This is a genomic window from Mesorhizobium sp. AR07 (genome assembly GCF_024746815.1).
Classification (GTDB): Bacteria; Pseudomonadota; Alphaproteobacteria; order Rhizobiales; family Rhizobiaceae; genus Mesorhizobium.
Genome location: NZ_CP080525.1, coordinates 4,010,745 through 4,030,106 on the forward strand (window position 1 = coordinate 4,010,745; position 19,362 = coordinate 4,030,106).

At 64.6% G+C, this 19,362-nt stretch carries 15 protein-coding genes; 9 read left to right on the top strand and 6 right to left on the bottom strand.

What is annotated here, in order from left to right; genetic code table 11:
• Positions 1-62: 62 nt before the first annotated feature.
• A complete protein-coding gene (locus BPNPMPFG_RS20445; RefSeq protein ID WP_258590490.1) occupies positions 63-737 on the top strand; it encodes an HAD-IA family hydrolase in 675 nt (224 codons plus the stop codon).
• Positions 738-806: 69 nt separating this feature from the next.
• Here the strand turns inward: BPNPMPFG_RS20445 and BPNPMPFG_RS20450 are convergent, their stop codons facing one another.
• Positions 807-1,028, bottom strand: a complete 222-nt coding sequence (locus tag BPNPMPFG_RS20450) for a DUF1674 domain-containing protein (protein WP_258590491.1) — start codon at positions 1,026-1,028, stop codon at positions 807-809.
• Between the two features lie 99 nt (positions 1,029-1,127).
• Here BPNPMPFG_RS20450 and htpX point away from each other — a divergent pair, with 99 nt between their 5' ends.
• Together htpX and BPNPMPFG_RS20460 are read left to right on the top strand one after the other, a co-directional pair.
• Positions 1,128-2,150, top strand: coding sequence for a zinc metalloprotease HtpX (gene htpX / locus BPNPMPFG_RS20455; RefSeq protein ID WP_258590492.1), 1,023 nt, complete (start codon positions 1,128-1,130; stop codon positions 2,148-2,150).
• Positions 2,147-3,529, top strand: a complete 1,383-nt coding sequence (locus BPNPMPFG_RS20460) for an RsmB/NOP family class I SAM-dependent RNA methyltransferase (protein WP_258590493.1) — start codon at positions 2,147-2,149, stop codon at positions 3,527-3,529. Before htpX ends, BPNPMPFG_RS20460 begins: the two co-directional genes overlap by 4 nt.
• 141 nt (positions 3,530-3,670) lie before the next feature.
• On the opposite strand, the gene BPNPMPFG_RS20465 is transcribed toward BPNPMPFG_RS20460, so the two are convergent.
• Positions 3,671-4,582, bottom strand: coding sequence for a phytanoyl-CoA dioxygenase family protein (locus tag BPNPMPFG_RS20465; protein ID WP_258590494.1), 912 nt, complete (start codon positions 4,580-4,582; stop codon positions 3,671-3,673).
• 60 nt (positions 4,583-4,642) lie between these two features.
• Between BPNPMPFG_RS20465 and BPNPMPFG_RS20470 the strand changes: the two genes are divergently transcribed.
• Both BPNPMPFG_RS20470 and BPNPMPFG_RS20475 read left to right on the top strand, forming a co-directional pair.
• A complete protein-coding gene (locus BPNPMPFG_RS20470; RefSeq protein ID WP_413776791.1) occupies positions 4,643-5,500 on the top strand; it encodes a helix-turn-helix transcriptional regulator in 858 nt (285 codons plus the stop codon).
• Between the two features lie 161 nt (positions 5,501-5,661).
• Positions 5,662-7,386 (top strand): heparinase II/III family protein, encoded by a 1,725-nt coding sequence (locus tag BPNPMPFG_RS20475; RefSeq protein ID WP_258590495.1) that lies wholly within the window; start codon positions 5,662-5,664, stop codon positions 7,384-7,386.
• A 27-nt stretch (positions 7,387-7,413) separates the two neighbouring features.
• Here the strand turns inward: BPNPMPFG_RS20475 and BPNPMPFG_RS20480 are convergent, their stop codons facing one another.
• Positions 7,414-7,722: a putative quinol monooxygenase gene (locus BPNPMPFG_RS20480; RefSeq protein WP_258590496.1), complete on the bottom strand. Its 309-nt coding sequence runs from the start codon at positions 7,720-7,722 to the stop codon at positions 7,414-7,416.
• Between the two features lie 253 nt (positions 7,723-7,975).
• Between BPNPMPFG_RS20480 and purH the strand changes: the two genes are divergently transcribed.
• Positions 7,976-9,592 carry a bifunctional phosphoribosylaminoimidazolecarboxamide formyltransferase/IMP cyclohydrolase gene (purH, locus tag BPNPMPFG_RS20485; RefSeq protein ID WP_258590497.1) on the top strand — a complete coding sequence of 539 codons (1,617 nt, stop codon included), beginning with the start codon at positions 7,976-7,978 and terminating at the stop codon, positions 9,590-9,592.
• 157 nt (positions 9,593-9,749) lie between these two features.
• On the opposite strand, the gene BPNPMPFG_RS20490 is transcribed toward purH, so the two are convergent.
• Both BPNPMPFG_RS20490 and BPNPMPFG_RS20495 read right to left on the bottom strand, forming a co-directional pair.
• A complete protein-coding gene (locus BPNPMPFG_RS20490; protein WP_258590498.1) occupies positions 9,750-11,126 on the bottom strand; it encodes an MFS transporter in 1,377 nt (458 codons plus the stop codon).
• Between the two features lie 385 nt (positions 11,127-11,511).
• Positions 11,512-16,302: an NAD-glutamate dehydrogenase gene (locus BPNPMPFG_RS20495; protein WP_258590499.1), complete on the bottom strand. Its 4,791-nt coding sequence runs from the start codon at positions 16,300-16,302 to the stop codon at positions 11,512-11,514.
• A gap of 136 nt (positions 16,303-16,438) precedes the next feature.
• On the opposite strand from BPNPMPFG_RS20495, the gene BPNPMPFG_RS20500 reads away from it, so the two are divergent.
• Positions 16,439-17,002: a peroxidase-related enzyme gene (locus BPNPMPFG_RS20500; RefSeq protein ID WP_258590500.1), complete on the top strand. Its 564-nt coding sequence runs from the start codon at positions 16,439-16,441 to the stop codon at positions 17,000-17,002.
• A 138-nt stretch (positions 17,003-17,140) separates the two neighbouring features.
• Complete coding sequence (locus tag BPNPMPFG_RS20505; protein WP_258590501.1) at positions 17,141-17,467, top strand: YciI family protein; 327 nt, start codon at positions 17,141-17,143, stop codon at positions 17,465-17,467.
• 9 nt (positions 17,468-17,476) lie between these two features.
• Here BPNPMPFG_RS20505 and BPNPMPFG_RS20510 read toward each other — a convergent pair whose 3' ends face one another.
• The gene (locus BPNPMPFG_RS20510) at positions 17,477-18,091 is read right to left on the bottom strand and encodes a LysE family translocator (RefSeq protein WP_258590502.1); all 615 of its coding nucleotides are present in this window, start codon (positions 18,089-18,091) and stop codon (positions 17,477-17,479) included.
• Between the two features lie 644 nt (positions 18,092-18,735).
• On the opposite strand from BPNPMPFG_RS20510, the gene BPNPMPFG_RS20515 reads away from it, so the two are divergent.
• Complete coding sequence (locus BPNPMPFG_RS20515; protein WP_258590503.1) at positions 18,736-19,362, top strand: DUF1062 domain-containing protein; 627 nt, start codon at positions 18,736-18,738, stop codon at positions 19,360-19,362.

Consider the following 19,362-nt stretch of genomic DNA (forward strand, 5'->3'; position numbering starts at 1 on the left):
GGGACGCCGCGACGTTAGGTTCGGCAACCGCCGCAAGCGCTCCCTCGGGCTCAAGGAAAACCATGTTCGCAGGCAAGAAATTCGCAGCCTTCCTCTTCGATATGGACGGCACGCTGCTCAACTCGATCGCCGCCGCGGAGCGGGTCTGGAGCGCCTGGGCGACCCGGCACGGCCTGGATGTGGCGGCTTTCCTGCCGACGATGCATGGCATCAGGGCGATCGAGACCGTCCGCCGGCTGGCACTCCCAGGTGTCGATCCCCAGCATGAGGCGGACGAGATCTCGCGAGCCGAGATCGCTGACGTCGAAGGAATTCATGCCATCGCCGGCGCGGCGGCTTTCCTGGCCTCGTTGCCGCCACAGCGCTGGGCGATCGTCACCTCATCGCCGCGCGCGCTTGCGCTGCGGCGGATCGAGGCGGCGGGCCTTCCGCTTCCCGCCACCCTGGTCACGGGCGAAGACGTGTCGCACGGCAAGCCGGCGCCCGACTGCTTCCGGCTGGGGGCCGAGCGGCTCGGCTTCGACCCACGCGACTGCCTGGTTTTCGAGGACGCAGTGCCCGGCATCCAGGCGGCCGAGGCCGCCGGCGCCACGGTGGTCGTCGTCACCGCGACACATCAGCACAAGATGGAAACGCCGCACGCCACCATCTTCGACTATGGCAACCTGACGGCAGTCACCGACTCTCAGGGCCGGCTTGGTCTGGAGCGAATGCAAAGTGCCGCGGCGGCGTCCTGATGCGTGTCGCCCAAAAGTGCGCAGCGGTTTTGGGATAACGACAGGCATAAAAACAAAAGCTGGCAACGCCTAAAAATCGCTGGTCAGGCCCTTGACCTCCCAGTCGCCATAGCGGCCGGGCTCCTTGCCGCCACGGCCGCCGATTTCCTTCGGCACAGCGGCTTCCTTCTCCAGATATTTCACGCGCCTTGCTTCGGCCTCCGCCAGCGCACGTCGGGCTTCCGGCGTCAGCGCCTTCGGCTGGACGTCATGGCCAAGGTCGGCATCGGTTTTACTGCTTTCATCGTTCATGCGATATTTCCGGCGGATTGAAACGGGAACTGGCATTTCCCATCATATAGCGATGAGCTTACAGGGTTCGACCCCCTTTCACAGGAACAGGAGCAGACGATGAACACACTTCGCACCGCCATGCTTCTTGCCGCGATGACGGCGCTGTTCATGGGCGTCGGCTTTTTGATCGGCGGAACCGGCGGCATGATGATCGCGCTGGTCATCGCCGCCGGCACCAATCTGTTCAGCTACTGGAACGCCGACAAGATGGTGCTGTCGATGAACCGCGCCGTCGAGGTCGACGAAAGGAACGCGCCCGAATATTACGCCATCGTTCAATCATTGGCCCAGCAGGCCGGCCTGCCGATGCCGAAGACCTACCTGATCGACAATCCGCAGCCGAACGCCTTCGCCACCGGCCGCAACCCGCAGAACGCCGCCGTCGCCGCCTCCACCGGCCTGTTGCAGGCACTGACCCATGAAGAGGTCGCCGCTGTGATGGCGCATGAGCTCGCCCATGTGCAGCATCGCGACACTCTGACCATGACGATCGTCGCCACCTTTGCCGGCGCCATCTCGATGCTCGGCAATTTCGCCTTCTTCCTCGGCGGCAATCGCAACAACAACAATTCGTTCGGCTTTGTCGGCGTGCTGGCGGCGATGATCGTGGCGCCCTTTGCCGCCATGATCGTGCAGATGGCGGTCAGCCGTACCCGGGAATACGAGGCCGACCGGCGCGGCGCCGAAATCTGTGGACACCCGCTCTGGCTGGCGTCGGCACTTGACAAGATCGCCCGTGGCGCCGAACGCATTCCCAACCCCGATGCCGAGCGCAATCCGGCAATGGCCCATCTCTTCATCATCAATCCTCTTTCCGGCGAGCGCATGGACAGTCTGTTTTCCACCCACCCGAGCACCGACAACCGCATCGCCGCCTTGCAGGCGATGGCGCGCGAGATGGAAGGCGGCAACGCCAAGGCCGCCCCGCGCCAGGCCCCGGCGCCCCGGCAGGCGGACGAACAGCGGCCATCAGGCCCGTGGGACCAGGCAGCACGGCCCGAGCAGCCGGCGGAACCTGCCGAGCCGAAGCGCAATCCATGGGGGCGTAACCCGACCGGGCCCAAAGGCCGGTGGTCGTGAGCGTGGCGGACAAAGCACCTCGACGCACCGTTTCAGGCGATCAGGAACACAGGGACAGCGGCGACTTCGTTGCCGGTCTTGCCGCCCGCAAGGCGGCGGCGCGCCTGCTTGCCGCCGTCATCGACGCCAGGACGCCGCTCGACGGGCTGACCGACCACGAGAACGGCCATCCGCAATACAAGGCGCTCGACCTGCGCGACCGTGGCCTGGTCCGCGCCATTCTGGTCACCGCGCTGCGCTATCGCATGACGATCACCGGGCTGCTGGCGCGGCGCCTGGAGAAGCCGCTGCCGCCCAACGCCACCGCGCTGTCGCACATATTGCATGTCGCGGCCGCACAGATCCTGTTCCTCGACATCCCCGACAGCGCTGCCGTCGACCTGGCCGTCACCCACGCCAAGTCCGATCCGCGCACGGTGCGCTTTTCCGGCCTGGTCAACGGCGTGCTGCGCACGCTGGCGCGGGCCAAGGAAACGGAATTGCCTGCCGCCCTTGCCGCCACCGACGAGGCGCCAAAATGGTTTTCCGACCGCCTGAAGGCCGCCTATGGCAACGAGAAGGCCGGGCGGATTCTCGCCGCGCATCGGCACGAAGCGCCGGTCGATTTCTCGGTCAAGGCCGATCCCGAACTGTGGGCCGAAAAGCTCGGCGGCATTGTCCTGCCGACCGGTACGGTGCGGATCGAGAAGCTTGCCAATGCCGTCACCGAATTGCCCGGCTTCACCGAGGGTGCCTGGTGGGTTCAGGACGCCGCGGCCAGCCTGCCGGCGCGGCTGTTCGGCGATGTCAGGGGCTTGCGCGTCGCCGATCTCTGCGCCGCCCCCGGTGGCAAGACGGCGCAGCTGATCCTTGCTGGCGCCGTGGTCACCGCCGTCGACACGTCGAAGAACCGGCTGGCGCGGCTGGCGCAGAATCTCGACCGTCTCGGCCTGGCGGCCGACATCGTCCAGGCCGACCTCACCCAATACGAGCCGAAGGAATTGTTCGACGCCGTGCTCCTCGACGCGCCCTGCTCGTCGACCGGCACGGTGCGGCGGCATCCCGACGTGCCATGGACCAAGACGGCGGCCGATGTCGAAAAGCTCGCCGACCTGCAGCGCAGGCTGCTCGCCCGCGCCGTCACGCTGGTAAAACCCGGCGGCAGGATCGTCTTTTCCAACTGCTCGCTCGACCCGCTCGAGGGCGAGGACCTGCATCGTGCTTTTCTCAAGGGGGCGGCGGTCGTTGACGATCCCCTGCAGCAAGGTGAGATCGCCGGAATCGATCCTTTCCTGACACCGCAGGGCACGCTGCGCACCACGCCCGCTGACCTCAACCTTGGCACGCCGGAACGCTCCGGCCTGGATGGCTTCTTCGCCGCCCGCATGCGTCGAGCCTAAGGTGTGTTGAGATTCAGGTCAGGCCGAGCCGAAAACGATGGCTTTCGAGAACCGGAGCGGAGCGGACATTCGAGTCCGTGAGCACCGGAAGCGCAGAAAGCCATCGTTTGCAGGCCGGCATCACCTGGATATCGACACACCTTAGAGCATGTCGTCCAAGCTCCAGTGATTGCTCCAACGGGCATCGATTTCGTCGTCGACATTCTGGTAGCGGATGTCGGTCGACAACCGGATTCGCCCGCTCGTGCTCTGGTTGGTCGTCGAGGCATGGATCATGTAGGGCGAGTGAAGAACGACGTCGCCCGCCTCGAAATCCGCGATCAGCCAGCGCGTGTCGAACCGTTCCGCCATATCAGGCAAATCCTTCGACACCCAGCCACCTTCGGTCATGTTGCGGTTGTAGGCACTGATGCGCTCCTCGGCATCCAGGCCAGCATTGTCCCTGTTGAACCGGGCTTCCATATCGACGCCGATCGCGTGCGATCCTTCGAGATAGACGAGACCGCCCATATCAACCGGCGTGTCGCCAAGCGGTATCCACGCCGTCACGACGCGGCTGGTGCCGCCGCGCAGATAGACAAGATCGTAATGCGCCGGCGTCGCCGCGGTTGTTCCGGGCAAGGTGAACCGCATGATCTTGCGCTTGTGCAGATAGGATAACCCACGCACGAACTTGTCCATGAGATGGGACAGGCGCGGTTGCGCGCAAAAACCTTCGAAGGCGGTTGACCGGACCAGCGACATCAGCCGGCGATCGGCGAGCTGGCGATCGAATCCACCTTCGGAAGCAATGCCCAGCGACGGATCGCTGCCGGGCTTCAGAAGTCCGCTATCCACCAGCCGCGAAAGCACCCAGCTCCGAAAGTCGATCACGTCGTCGGGCGGCAGCAGGCCTTTGAGCCAGACATAGCCTTGCATCCCGTAGAGACGGCGAATGGTCTCGATGCCGACGGAGGGATCGGTCGGGGTGAGATATCCCAACCGGTTCGGTGCCGTCGACAGCACTTTGCCGTTGGTCTTCTGCGATACTAGCTTTGCGGGCGAAATAGACATTTCAATCATCCATGGCTTCCGGCCTGGGCGGACAATGCCTTATTGTCGTGGCCAGTGCCCATGAACAGAAGAAGCAACCTGGACTTTTCGCTCATGCCTGATCAGCAACTGGCATTGTACCAATCGCCGCCCGCAGCCATGGGCGGCCTGTCGGTGACAGGGGCCGGCCGCCAGCGTGTCAAGCAGGCCATTGTAGGGCGAAGACTGCCGGACTTCGCGGTGGTGCTGGTGGAGGGAGGGCAGGGCTGGCTGGAAACAAGGGCCGCGGGCAAGCAGGCAATCGTAGCGCCCAGCCTGTTCTGGCTATTCCCGGGCAAGGTGCATTCTTATGGACCGGACCAGTCGGGATGGACCGAGCGCTGGGCACTCTTCGAAGGTGCCTTGACGCGCGATTTCACGCGCATGCGGCTGATCGTCGAAGAAGCGCCGATCGTTCGTTTATCGAACCTCGGCGACATGCAACGACTGTTTGATCGACTGTATGCTGAGCTGTCCCTGGATACAGCGCTAAGTCAGGCGGAAGCCGCCGCCACATTGCATCGATTGGTGGTGCGGGCCACCCGGCAAGCGGTTGGCTGGGGCAGCGGCAAAGCCTATCCCGATTTTCAGCACGCCATCGATGACCTGCGCCATCGCGCGGTCGAACCGCTCGACTTCAAAGCTTTCGCCGAGAAATTCAGCATGTCGCCGGCGACCCTGCGCCGCAAGTTTGCATTGCACACCGGACTTTCGCCCAAGGCATTCCAACTGCGTATCCGGCTCGACCTCGCCAAGCAATTGCTGGTGGCCACCGATTCACCCGTTGAAACGGTGGCCGCGGCGGTTGGCATACACGATGCCTTCTACTTTTCCCGGCTCTTTCGGGATCGCGAGAAGTGTTCGCCCAGCGAGTTCCGACGCCGCCACACGAGGAAATGAGCGGCAAGGCAACCGGCGATATGATCCCGGAAGGCTTGACTTTTTTGGGGTCGATGATGCCACGCCGGGGTGAACGCCTTCACTTCGGCGGAATCCGCCTTCGCATAAGTTCTTGAATCATATACAGTTGCGCCGGGGTTAGAGGACGATCAGGAGGGTATTTGGCACTCGTTGCCAGCAGCACGACGCGTCTATGGACGCTTGTCGCGAAGGAGTTCTGGCGCAAGACGCGCCGGCGCCTCCGTGCCGGGCCAGTCTATCGCTGGCGCTATTCCGGCCGCACGCCGGAACGTGTGCTGATCGCACCGCCGGACCTGCGCCTGGCCGACCCGCAGATTGCGCTCGAGATCTACTACGGCCGCTATCCCCTGTCGGGGCATCTGGTCGAGACCTGCGGCAAGTCGCCTTTCCAGATCAATGTGCCCAACCATGGCTGGCAAAAGACGCTGCACGGCTTTCGCTGGCTGCGTCACATGCGCGCCGCCGGCACCGAGCTCGCCGCCGCCAACGCCCGCGCCCTGGTCTCCGACTGGATCGCCATCCATGGCAGCCATATTTCCGGCATCGCCTGGGAGCCCGGCACGACAGCCAAGCGCATCATCGCCTGGCTGCAGCACTCCTCCGTCGTGCTGCAGGGCGCGGAGTTCCCCTTCTACCGCGCCTTCCTGAAATCGCTTGCGATGCAGATCCGCTATCTCAGGTCGATGGCGCGCGAAATGCCGGATGGCAAGGACAGGCTGCGCGCCCGCATCGCGCTGGCCTTCGCCGCTCTTTCACTGCCGGCGCCGGCATCGGCTCTGCGCGGTGCGACCCGCAACCTCGCCGAGGAACTCGACCGCCAGATCCTTGCCGACGGCGGCCATATTTCGCGCAATCCGATGGCCGTCCTGGAGATCCTCGCTGATCTCCTGCCGCTGCGCCAGACCTATGCCAACCAGGCCGAAACGCCGCCGCAGGCCCTGATCGGCGCCATCGACCGCATGCTGCCGGCGCTGCGATTCTTCCGCCATCAGGATGGCAGCCTCGCCCGCTTCAACGGCATGGGCGCCACCATCCACGACCGCATCGCCACCATCCTGCGTCACGACGATACCGCCGGCGCGCCGCTGCTGCATGCGCCGCATTCCGGCTATGAGCGCCTGTCGATGGGCGGCGCGACGGTCATCGCCGATACCGGCCTGCCGCCGCCGCTCGACGTGTCCAACGCCGCGCACGCCGGCTGCCTCGCCTTCGAACTGTCGTCCGGCCGCCAGCACTACATCGTCAATGCCGGCATCGACACCTATGGCGCCGCCGAGTTCCGGCCGCTGGCGCGCGCCACCGCCGCGCACTCGACAGCCACCATCAACGACACCTCGTCGGCACGCTTCAGCCATTCGCTGCGCGTCAACGACCTGCTCGGCTCGCCGCTGATCGGCGGCCCGCAGCAGGTGCAGTGCAAGCGCATCGACCAGAAGGGTGTGCAGGGTTTCATGGCCCGCCATGACGGCTATGTCCCGCGCTTCGGTTTCCTGCACGAGCGCGAGCTGAAACTGTCGTCGAACGGCAATGTGCTGGCCGGCAGGGACCGCTTCCAACGGCCCGGCAATGCCGCGATCCGCAACAACGGCCGCGACTTCGTCACCATCCGCTTCCACGTCCACCCCGATGTCAACCTGCTGCAGGACGAGCACGACCGCCTGGTCCTGGCCGGCGATCAGGCCGACACCTGGGTGTTCACATCAAGCGAAGTGGTGCCTGAGGTCGAGGAATCGATCTATTTCGCCGGTCTCGGCGGCCCGCGCCGCAGCCGGCAGATCGTGCTTGCCTTCAAGGCCTCGGAAGTCGCCGAAGTCCACTGGCAGCTGACGCGCACCAGCGTCGCCGGTTATCCCGAGAACAACTGAGCTGACGCGCGATAACAGTCGGCTTGCTCAAGCCTGTTGCGAAATGCCGAAGGCGTCGTAGGTGCTCAGCGATGGCGGGCCGGCGAAGGCGAAGCGGATTTTGTCGACCATCGCCGCCGCCTGGCCGCTGCGGTCATAGCGCTCCGCGTCCTCGGCCCTGCTCCAGACGGTGATTGCCATGAATGTGTCGGGGGCTTGATGCTGCTGCAACAGCACGGCGCTGATGTTGCCGTTTGCAGCGCGGATGGCGGGGATCGCCTCGGTTTCGTAGATCGCCCGCAATTGCTCCGTCGTATCCGGCAACGCTTTGAACTGGCCAATACGGACAAATGCCATCGGTTTTCCTCCATCACCAGCAGATGAGCCTATATCCAAGGCTGGCAAATTGCGTATGAAACCGTTGAATGACGCGCGACGCTTGATTTCCGGGCCTCATGTGCTACGGCGCGGGCATCCATCACACCAGAGCGGAATGCGTTCAAGTTGAAACGCGAAATTCCGCTCTGGCTTTTTGTTTTGTCGCATGATGTTTATCCGAAAAGTCTGCAACTTTTCGGCATCATGCTTAGCCGTGAAAGGCCGCCAGCCCATGGCCGTCGCCGCCAAGAATATTCCCGCACCTGACCTCGTTCCCGTGCGCCGCGCCCTGCTCTCCGTTTTCGACAAGACCGGCCTGATCGATTTTGCCAGGGCGCTGGCGGCGGCGGGCGTCGAGCTGGTCTCGACCGGCGGCACGGCAAAGGCGATCGCCGAGGCAGGCCTAGCGGTGCGCGACGTCTCCGAGCTCACCGGTTTTCCCGAAATCATGGACGGCCGCGTCAAGACCTTGCACCCGTCGGTGCATGGCGCGCTGCTCGGCGTGCGCGACGACCCGGAGCATGCGGCTGCGATGCGCAAATACGGCATCGAGCCGATCGATCTCGTCGTCTCCAATCTCTATCCGTTCGAGGAGGTCCGCCGCTCCGGCGCCGACTATGCCGCGATTGTCGAGAACATCGACATTGGCGGCCCGGCGATGATCCGCGCCTCGGCCAAGAACCACGCCTATGTCGCCATCGTCACCGATCCCGGCGACTACGCCTCGGTGCTGAACGCACTGGAGATGAACATCGGCTCGCTGTCGCTGGATTTCCGCAAGAAGCTGGCGGCCAAGGCGTTTGCCCGGACCGCCACCTATGACGCGGCGATCTCCGGCTGGTTCGCCGAGGCGCTCGAGATCGAGCATCCGACATGGCGCGCCTTTGGCGGCAGGCTGGTCGAGGTGATGCGCTATGGCGAGAATCCGCACCAGAGCGCCGGCTTCTATGTCAACGGCGACAAGCGGCCGGGCGTCGCCACGGCGCGCCAGCTGCAGGGCAAGCAGCTGTCCTACAACAACATCAACGACACCGACGCCGCCTTCGAACTGGCCGGCGAATTCGATCCGGCGCGCTCCGCCGCCGTCGCCATCATCAAGCACGCCAACCCGTGCGGCGTCGCTGAAGGCGCCTCGCTGAAGGCCGCCTACGTCAAGGCGCTCGCCTGCGATCCGGTCTCGGCCTTCGGCGGCATCGTCGCTGTGAACCGCACCCTCGACGCCGAGGCGGCGGAAGAGATCGTGAAAACCTTCACCGAAGTGATCATCGCGCCCGATGCGACCGAGGAGGCTGCGGCGATCGTCGCGGCCAAGAAGAACCTGCGCCTGCTGGTCACCGGCGGCTTGCCGGACCCGCGCACGCCTGGCACGACGGTCAAATCCGTCGCCGGCGGCATGCTCGTCCAGGGCAGGGACAATGCCGTGGTCGACGACCTCGAGCTGAAGGTGGTGACCAGGCGCGCGCCGACGCCGGCCGAAATGGCCGACCTGAAATTCGCCTTCCGCGTCGCCAAGCACGTCAAGTCCAATGCCATCGTCTACGTCAGGGATGGCGCTACCGTCGGCATCGGCGCAGGTCAGATGAGCCGGGTCGATTCCTCGCGCATCGCCGCAAGGAAGGCGCTCGACGCGGCCGAGGCCGCGGGCCTTGCCGAACCGCTGACCAAGGGCTCGGTCGTCGCTTCCGACGCCTTCTTCCCCTTCGCCGACGGATTGCTGTCAGCCATCGAAGCCGGCGCCACCGCCGTCATCCAGCCGGGCGGCTCGATGCGCGACGACGACGTCATCGCCGCCGCCGACGAACACGGCATCGCCATGGTGTTTACCGGCGTGAGGCATTTCAGACATTGAGCTGATTTTCTGAAGGTCGGCGCTGCCCCTCATCCGCCTGCCGGCACCTTCTCCCCGTATAGCGAAGGGGAGAAGGGAAACGCTCCAACGCTGGCGACCCCCTCTCCCCGTTCTTCACGGGGAGAGGGTAAGGGTGAGGGGCAGCGCCGACGCCGGACTATTCCGCCGGCCGGTCCGCCGGATAGGGCGTCTTGATCAGGATCGCCATGCCGATGGCCAGGAACAGGATGATCACCGCCATGCCGAGCCGAGCCGAGCCGCTGACGGCGGTGATCGTCGCCACCAGGAACGGCGCCAGGAAGCTGGTTGCACGCCCGGCCAGAGCATAGATGCCGAAATAGCGGCCGGATTCTGCCGCCGTGACGCTGCGTGCCATGTAGGAGCGCGACGACGCCTGCACCGGCCCGAAGGCCAGGCCGATCAGCAGGCCGTAGGCGATGTAGGCCTTTTCGGCCGCCGTGCTGAACAGGCCGCCCGAATCGGCAGTCGAGAACTGTATCAGGCCGAGCAGCGTGAAGCCCGGACCAGTCGAGACGACGCCGATCGTGGCGATCGACAGCATGACCAGCGCAATCACCACCACCGCCTTGGAGCCGAGTGCGGTATCAAGGCGCGCCGCGACCCAGCAGCCGAGGATGGCGACGACATTGAGGATGATGCCGAACAGGCCGATCTCGGTGATCGACCAGTGGAACATCGCCGCCGCGAAGGTGCCGCCCAACGCCAGCAGCGCATTGACGCCGTCCTGGTAGATCATGCGGGCGACGAGGAAGCGGAAGATGCCGCCGCGCTGGCGCACCTCGGCCAGCGTCGACTTCAGCTCCGACAAGCCTTCGCGCACCGCCGGTCCGATCGGTATGCCCTTGATGGCGTCCGGCGTGAAGAAGAACATCGGCAGGATGAACAGGAAGTACCAGCCGGCTGACAACGGCCCGGTAGCCCGCGCATCCTCGCCGAGCTTCGGATCAAGCCCGAACAGCGGGTCGATGCCAATGATCGTCTTGCCGGTCTCGAGCGAGCCGGCCAGGCAGGTGACGACGAAGATCAGCGCGATCATGCCGCCGAGATAACCGAGACCCCAGGCGATGTTGGAGATGCGGCCGATTTCGCTCTTCGGCACCAGGCGCGGCATCATCGAATCGTTGAACACGGTCGAGAATTCAGCCGCCACCGAAGCCAGCGAGAACAGCGCCACGATCAGGAACAGGTTGGAGCCGGGGGCAGCAAACCAGAGCAGGCAAAGGCTGGTGATCTTGATCGCGGCGAAGAAGGCGATCCACGGCTTGCGCGGTCCGGTCTGGTCGGCGATCGAGCCGAGGATCGGCGACAGCACGGCGATGACCAGTCCGGCCGCGGCGATGCCGTAGCCCCAGACCGCCTGGCCGGTGGTCGGATCGCTCGCCATGCGCGAAACGAAATAGGGGCCGAAGATGAAGGTGGTGACGACGGTGAAGAACGGTTGCGCCGCCCAGTCGAAGAACATCCACCCCCAGATGCCGCGCCCGGACGCGCGCTGCACTGCTACTTCGGCCATATCCCCTCCTCAGCATCCGCTCCGCGCATCACGCGCCATGTCTGCATGTTTTTTCATGATGGTGCAAACGAACAAGCATAGCGCCGCCCTCATTGCCCTTGGGTTCCTCGCCCGCTCTGGCGGGGCGGTCGCCTATAGGGTTGCGAAGAAGGACCCCCACCCTAACCCTCCCCACAAGGGGGAGGGAACGCTGCCGCGCGCCTTTATCCATCATGCCTGGCGTCGAACTTGGCCAATTTGCCGAGATCGGCGTCTACGAAAGTCTCCCTCCCCCTTGTGGGGAGGGGTTAGGGGTGGGGGTATTCGTAGGGCGAAAACCTCGGCTTCCGATATGCGATTGCCCTGCCAGCTCTGGCGGGGGCGAGGAACCCACGCTTGCGGAGCCTCACATCCCCGTCAGATCGCTCATCAATCCGGACGCAACCGACAGCCGCGACACGGTGATGTCGCCGCCTTCGGTCAGTGCCTGCAGCCGCTCGCGGATGCGCGCCACCCGCTCGCCGCCGGCTTCCAGCCAGGCCGCCACCGGATCCGGTGCCGTCGCGTGGCCGGTGAGTGCGGCAACGGCAATGCCGCGCCGTGCCGCGCCGATCGTGTCGGTGGCACGCGAAAGCGCCAGCTGATCGTAGTAGTCCGAGGGCGTGATCGAGCGCGCCGCGTCCTCGACGCGCGGAATGCGGAAGGCATCGCTGACCGCGAAGAACGCCTTGGCCGCAGCGACGATGTCGGCACCGGCGGTGCGGGCCGTGAGAGCAATGTCGGGGATGAGTTCCGCCACCTCGCTCAGCGCCAGTTGCTCGGCCAGCCTTTCCGGCGCGCCGCTCTTGAACAGTCCGTGCCGCTTCTCCTCGATCCGCTCGCGCGAAAAGGCCGGCAGCAGCGAAACGAGCTTGGGTTCCAGTGCCTTGCGTGCTTCCTGCAGTTCGGCGATGCGCAGGCCGAGCGGTGCCGTGCCGGCGTCGTTCTTCAGATACCAACCGCTGGTGACATAGATCAGTCGGCTGACCATCTGGTAGAGATCGAGCTGCACCTGGCCGTCGACAAGATTGTCGAGCGCGTCGATCTCGCGATAGAGCGCCGGCAGCGCAAAACCGTCGCGTACGACGGCGAAGGTGCGCACCACGTCGCCGGCGGTGCGCCCCGTGGCTTCCTGCAGCCGGTTGACGAAGGACGGGCCGCCGCGATTGACCAGGTCGTTGGCGACGACGCGGGCAATGATCTCGCGGCGCAGCCGGTGGCCGTGGATTTCGGCGGCGTATTTCTTCGCCATCCGGTCCGGGAAATAGCCCATCAAGTCGCGGTCGAAATGCGCGTCGTCAGGCACGTCGCTGGCGACGATGTCGGAAAACAGCACGATCTTGGCATAGGCGAGCAGCACGCCGAGCTCGGCCCTGGTCAGCGGTTCGCCGCGCGCTTCGCGCTCGGCAAGCGCTGCCGGCGACGGCAGTGTTTCGACCACGCGATCGAGCAGGCCGCGTGCCTCCAGTGCCGTCATGAAGCGGCTTTGATGCGCGATGTCGGCAAGGCCACGCTTGCGGGCGATCGAAAGCGCCAGCGTCTGCTGGTAGTTGTTGGACAGCACGAGCGAGCCGACCTCGTCGGTCATTTCGGCCAGCAGCTTGTTGCGCGCCGCACGCGTCAGCGATCCCTTGCGCATGGCCGACGCCAGCGCGATCTTGATGTTGACCTCGACGTCGGAGCAGTTGACGCCGCCCGAATTGTCGATGGCGTCGGAATTGCAGCGGCCGCCATTCATGCCGAACTCGATGCGCGCCCGCTGCGTGACGCCGAGATTGGCGCCCTCGCCAATCACCTTGGCGCGCACGTCGAGCGCGGTGATGCGGATGGCATCATTGGCGCGGTCGCCGACCTCGGCGTTGGTTTCGCTGGATGCCCTCAGATATGTACCGATGCCGCCGAACCACAGAAGATCGACCGGCGCCTTGAGGATCGCGGTCATGATCTCGACCGGCGTGGCGGTCGTCTTGGCCAGGCCGATCGCCGCTGCGGCTGCCGCCGGCAAGGTGATCGACTTCTGGTTGCGCGACACGATGATGCCGCCTTCCGACAGTTTCGTCTTGTCGTAGTCCTGCCAGCTCGAACGCGGCAGGGCAAACATGCGCTCGCGCTCGGCCATCGACGCCGCCATGTCCGGATCGGGATCGATGAAGATGTCGCGATGGTCGAAGGCGGCGATCAGGCGGGTCTTCGGCGACAACAGCATGCCGTTGCCGAACACGTCGCCCGACATGTCGCCGACACCAGCGACGGTGAAGGGCGAGGTCTGGATGTCGCGGTTGATCTCGCGGAAATGCCGCTTGACCGCTTCCCAGGCGCCCTTGGCGGTGATGCCCATCTTCTTGTGGTCGTAGCCGGCGGAACCGCCGCTGGCGAAGGCATCGTCGAGCCAGAAGCCATGCTTCTCGCTGATGGCATTGGCCGTGTCGGAGAAGGTCGCCGTACCCTTGTCGGCGGCAACGACGAAATACGGATCGTCCGGGTCGCGGCGCACGACTCCGACCGGCGGGATGACCCCGTCGAGGCCGATATTGTCGGTGATCGACAGCAGGCTGGAGACGAAGTTCTTGTAGGCCGAGGTGCCGGCCTCGAAGATCGCGTCACGGCTGCCGCCCACCGGCAGACGCTTGGGGAAGAAGCCGCCCTTGGCGCCAACCGGCACGATGACGGCGTTCTTGACCTGCTGCGCCTTGACTAGGCCGAGCACCTCGGTGCGGTAGTCCTGGGCGCGGTCCGACCAGCGCAGGCCGCCACGCGCCACCGGGCCGAAGCGCAGATGCAGCCCCTCGACCTCGGAGCCGTAGACGAAGATCTCCCGCCACGGCCGCGGCGCCGGCAATCCCTCGACCGCATGCGAATCGAGCTTGATCGCCAGTGACTGGCCTTTCTCTTTCGTATCGGCAACGAAATGATTGGTGCGCAGCGAGGCTTCGATCAGATTGAGGTAGCGGCGGATGATGGTGTCGTCGTCGATGTTCGGCACATCTTCCAGCGCATCCCTGATCTTGGCCTTGAGGTGCTTTGCCGCCACCACGCCTTCGGTCTCGGCTGTCGGGCCGAGCCGGGCGATGAACAGCGCGTGCAGGCCACGCGCGATATCGGGATAGCGGTTGAGCGCGGCGGCGATGAAATCCTGGCTTTGCGGAATGCCGACCTGCTGCAGATAGCGGCCATAGGCGCGCAGGATGGTGATCTCGCCCGACCACAGGCCGGCGGTCTGGGCAAGGCCGTTATAGCCGTCATTGTCGACGTCGCCGCGCCAGACGGACAGGAACGCGTCCTCGAACAGCGCACCGCCATCGCCAAGGTCGATCGGCTTGCCGTAGCTGTTCTCCAGCTCCATGTCGTGGATGAAGACCAGGCCGGACTGGTCGCCGCCGACCTCGAAAGTGCGCTCGCTGATGACGCGGAAGCCGATGTTCTCCAGCACCGGCACGCGCCGCGACAGTGCCACCGGGCTGCCGTGGTGATAGATCTTCAACGCCGCCTGGTGTGGCTTCTGCTCGGCATGGCGATAATAGTCGATAGCGATCGGATTGCTGGCGCTGATCTTGGCGATGCGCCCGGCATCGGCCAGCGCCACCGCCGCGCTGAACGAATCGCGGTAGCTTTCCGGGAGCCGGCCGGCGATGGCCTTCAATGCCTGGTCGCCGCCATTGGCGTCCGCCGCATCGGAAAGGGCATCCTCCCAGGTGCGCACGATGTCGCGGATCGCCGCCTCGATCGTCGCTTGCTCGACCTTCGGCGTCTTGCCACCGGAACGGCCGATGATGAAGTGCACGCGCGCCAGCCCGCCTTCGGGGAAGGCCGGGTAATAGGCCGACAGCCGGCCTTCGAACACCGTCTTGAGATAGCTGCCGATCTTCTCGCGCACCACGCTGTCGTAGCGGTCGCGCGGCACGAAGACGAGGATCGAGACGAAGCGGTCGAACTGGTCGGCGCGCACCAGCGCCCGAACGCGCGGCCGCTCGACCAGGCCGAGAATGGCGGCGGCGTGCTTCCTCAGGATCGGCACCGGCACCTGGAACAATTCGTCGCGCGGATAGCTCTCCAGCACGTTGATCAGCGCCTTGCCGGAGTGGTCGTGCCGGTCGAAGCCGGACTTGGCGATGATGGTTTCGGCCTTTGACCTGAGATACGGGATCTTCATCACCGAGCGGGTGTAGGCGGTCGAGGTGAACAGGCCGACGATGCGCAGTTCGCCTGCCAGCGTGCCCTTGGACGTGTAGGTCTTGACGCCGATGTAATCGAGATAGATGCGACGATGCACCGAAGACTTGGCATTGGCCTTGGTGACGATCAGCGGTTCCGGCCCATGCAGGAAGGCGCGGATTTCCGGCGTTGTCGTCACCGCTTCGGTGCCGCGCCTGAGCACCAGCACGTCGGGATCGGACAGGATGCCGAGGCCGGGCTTGTCGGCGCGCTCCAGCGTGCCGCTTTCCTCGCCGCCGGTGTATTTGAACTCGCGCATGCCGAGGAAGGTGAAATTGTCGTCGCGCAGCCACTCCAGGAAGGCGATCGCCTCGGCAACGCTCTTCTTGTCGAGCGGCACCGCCGAATAGCGGAACTCCGAGATCGCCTGGTCGAGCCGAGCCAGCATCGGCCTCCAGTCGTGCACGGCGGCATGAACCTGGCCGAGCATCTTGCGCAGCCGCTCTGCCAACGCGTTCGCCTGCTCGGCGGTCAGCCGCGGGATGTGGACATGGATGACGCTCAGCCGGTCGTGATTGCCGTCGTCCTTGGCGAAATTGCCGTCGCCGAGGATTTCTTCCACACCGCCTTTGCCGTGGCGAACCGTAATGACCGGGTGAGTGACCAGGGTCGGTTCGCCGGCAGTCTCGGTGACCTCGCCGAGGATGGAATCGAACAGGAACGGCATGTTGTCGTTGACGACCGTGATCACCGTCACCGGACGGCCCTCGCGGGCAACGCCCGAACCGGCATCGACGGCGACGACGCACTCGCCCTTTTTGTGGCCGGCGACCGCCTGGCCGGCGAGATCGGCGGCGCGTTCGAGGTCGGCCGCTTCATAGGTGGCGATGTCTTCCGCCGGCGCGCGGGCGAGCAGATAGTCGGCAAGCCTGGCTGGCCTTTCCTCCGCCTTCGCCGCTGCCGTGGCTTTTTTCTTCGGCTTGCTCGCGGATTTCACGCTGGCCATGACGCTATTTCCTCCCGTCGAATGCTTTTACGACTATCGTAGCAGATGACCGCTGTTTGGCGACAAAGGTTTGACGGCTTGCCAAGAATTATCGGAGCTCTGCGGCAATCCGTCGCCCACCGAGGAGGAATGACCCATGACCGGCAAAATCACCGCGCTTGACCTTGGCTTAGAAGAGCCGAGCGAGGCGACAAAAGCCTATTTCGCCAAATGCGAGGAGAAGCTCGGCCTCGTTCCCAACGTGCTGCGCGCCTATGCCTTCGACGACAAGAAGCTGCGCGCCTTCACCGACATGTACACCGACCTGATGCTGGGTGAATCAGGCCTGTCGAAGCTGGAGCGCGAGATGATCGCGGTCGCCGTCTCCTCGATCAACCAATGCTATTATTGCCTGACCGCGCATGGCGCGGCGGTGCGCCAGTTGTCCGGCGATCCGGCGCTCGGCGAGATGATGGTGATGAACTTCCGCGCCGCCGACCTTTCGCCAAAGCAGGCCGCAATGCTCGAATTCGCCGTCAAGCTCACCGAAGGGCCGGCAAAGATCGTCGAGGCCGACCGGGCCGCGCTGCGCCAGGCCGGCTTCACCGACCGCGACATCTGGGACATCGCCTCGACCGCCGCCTTCTTCAACATGTCGAACCGGGTGGCGGCGGCAATCGACATGCGGCCGAACGACGAATACCACGCGATGGCGCGGTGAGGCGCGGCGGCTGGAATCCAAACCGCCCATTATATTAGCTGTTTCGCATTCTCGTTGCTTGTTTGCCGGTTTGGTCCGATGATCGGCAGGCGGCATGACCGCATGCCGGTTCGATGCCGCTGACCAAGGGAGGAGAACATGGCGAAATTTCTCTACGTCTATCACGGCTCCGGCAAGATGCCGACGACCGAGGCCGACCGCAAAGCAATGGTCGACGCCTGGGCAGGCTGGTTTGGAAAGCTGGGCGCGGCCGTTGTCGACCGCGGCAATCCGGTCGGCATGTCGAAGACCGTCCTGCCCAGTGGCAAGATCGAGAACAATGGCGGCAGCAACCCGACCGGCGGCTATTCGATCATCGAAGCCAAAGACATCGACGACGCCGCCAGCAAAGCCAAGGGCTGTCCAATCCTGATGGAGCCCAACTGCAACGTCGAGATCGCGCCGGTCATCAATATGATGGGCTGACGCGTCGGCTCAGGATCGCGCCGCGATCGCCGCCGCGGCACCTGCCATCGTCGTGGCGCTGACACGGTTGGCGATCTTCATGGCGCGCTTGCTCTTCAGGAGCTTGCGCGCCTGCGAGGCGGCGAGCACCCAGGCGAGATCGATGGCGACCAGAACCACCGCCATGGTCGCCGTCAGTTCGACCCAGCCGACAATGCTGACCGAGGCGAGATCGATGATGGTCGGCAACAGCGCCAGGTAGAACATCATGATCTTGGGGTTGCCGAGCGTCACCGCCATGCCGGCAAAGAACAGTTTTGCGGGCGAATCCTCGCGCGGCATCTCGCCCTCTTTCGCGTCGACCGGCGCGGTCCACATCTTGAAAGCAAGATAAGCAAGATAGGCGACGCCGGCCCATTTCACGACCACGAAGGCGAAGTGAAAACTCTGCGCCACGACAGCCAGCCCGAACACCGCCAGCGACAGCCAGATGGCCTCGCCGATCCACATGGCGAGCAGGAACGGGAACACGTCGCGAAAGCCTTTCGAGATGACGCGGGCGACGAGTGCGGCGATCGACGGCCCGGGCGAGCCGGCGGCAACGAACAACGCGGCGGCGAAGATCAGCAGCGAGGTGATGTGCATCTGAGGGTGTCCCTGCTTAGGGTTCGATCGGCCACATTAACCGAACTGATTCCACAGTGATAGCGGAGGCCAGGGCCGGATAAATTTTTGAGGTCAGCGCCGCCCCTCACCTGTCTGCCGGCATCCTCTCCCCGTGAACGGGGCGAGAGACGCTCTCATATTGATTTCGCCAATCACCCACGTTGCAAGAAGGGAGCCGGCATTACGGCCAGCGTCTTTCGCCCCGTTTACGGGGAGAAATGCCCGGCAGGGCAATGAGGGGCAGCGCGACGCCCCCAGTAGGCCCATGTCGTCTCGTATCGAGCATGCATTGCCAGCCGAAGGGGAGGCTTGCCTGTCTGGCATCTCGCGGCTAGAAGAGCCGCCGCGAAACAATTGTGAGCTTCACTTTGCCTCAGTAACCGCCGGTCTCGTCAACTCCCCCGACACACTGCATGGCGCGGCATTCGCGGTGCCTGGTTTTATTTTCATGTGTTCCTCTGGGCGGCGGTTCGAGACCGGTTTGGCACTGCTGAACCGCTGTCGCGCGCTTTGCCCGTGACGCCTGATTTTTCCATTGCCGCAGTTTCTCGCCACGCCGTGCCCGCATGGGCATCTCAACATCGCCGGCCTGATGAACTTCCCGACGGGAAGGACGTATCGCCATGTCTGGCTCCTTGCGTATCCGCTGGGCGATCGCGCCCAGGACCGCACCTCGACCGCTCATCAACTGCAACCGCTGCGGCACCGTGAAGGCCTATTGCAGCAGCGGAAAATTCCGCGTCAACGCCAACGGCAAGCGCATCGACGTCTGGCTGATCTACCGCTGCATCGACTGCGACAATTCCTGGAATTTCGACATATTGGAGCGCTGCAACCGCCGCGACATCGAACCGGCACGGCTGGCAGCGCTCGAAAGCAACGATCCGGCGCTGGCCCGGCGCCATGCTTTCGATGTCGTTGCGTTGCGCAGCCGCGTGGGACGTATCGAGGAATTTCCCGATGTCGCCGTCCACAAGCAGAGGCTTGGCGGCAACAGGGAAAGCGCAACCGGGTTGGAGCTCCAGCTTGGGTTGGAAATGCCGACATCCTTGCGGCTCGACCGGCTGCTCGCCAACGAGCTCGGCATCTCGCGATCGAGGCTTCAGGCGCTGGAAGAGCGGCAGCTGCTTATCGTGGACCCAGACGGGGCCAAAGCCTTGCGCAAACCGGCCCGCGAGGGAGTGACGATCCGCGTCGATCTGGCTGACGAACCCGATCGGCAGGCCATCATCTCGGCTGCCGGCGGATAA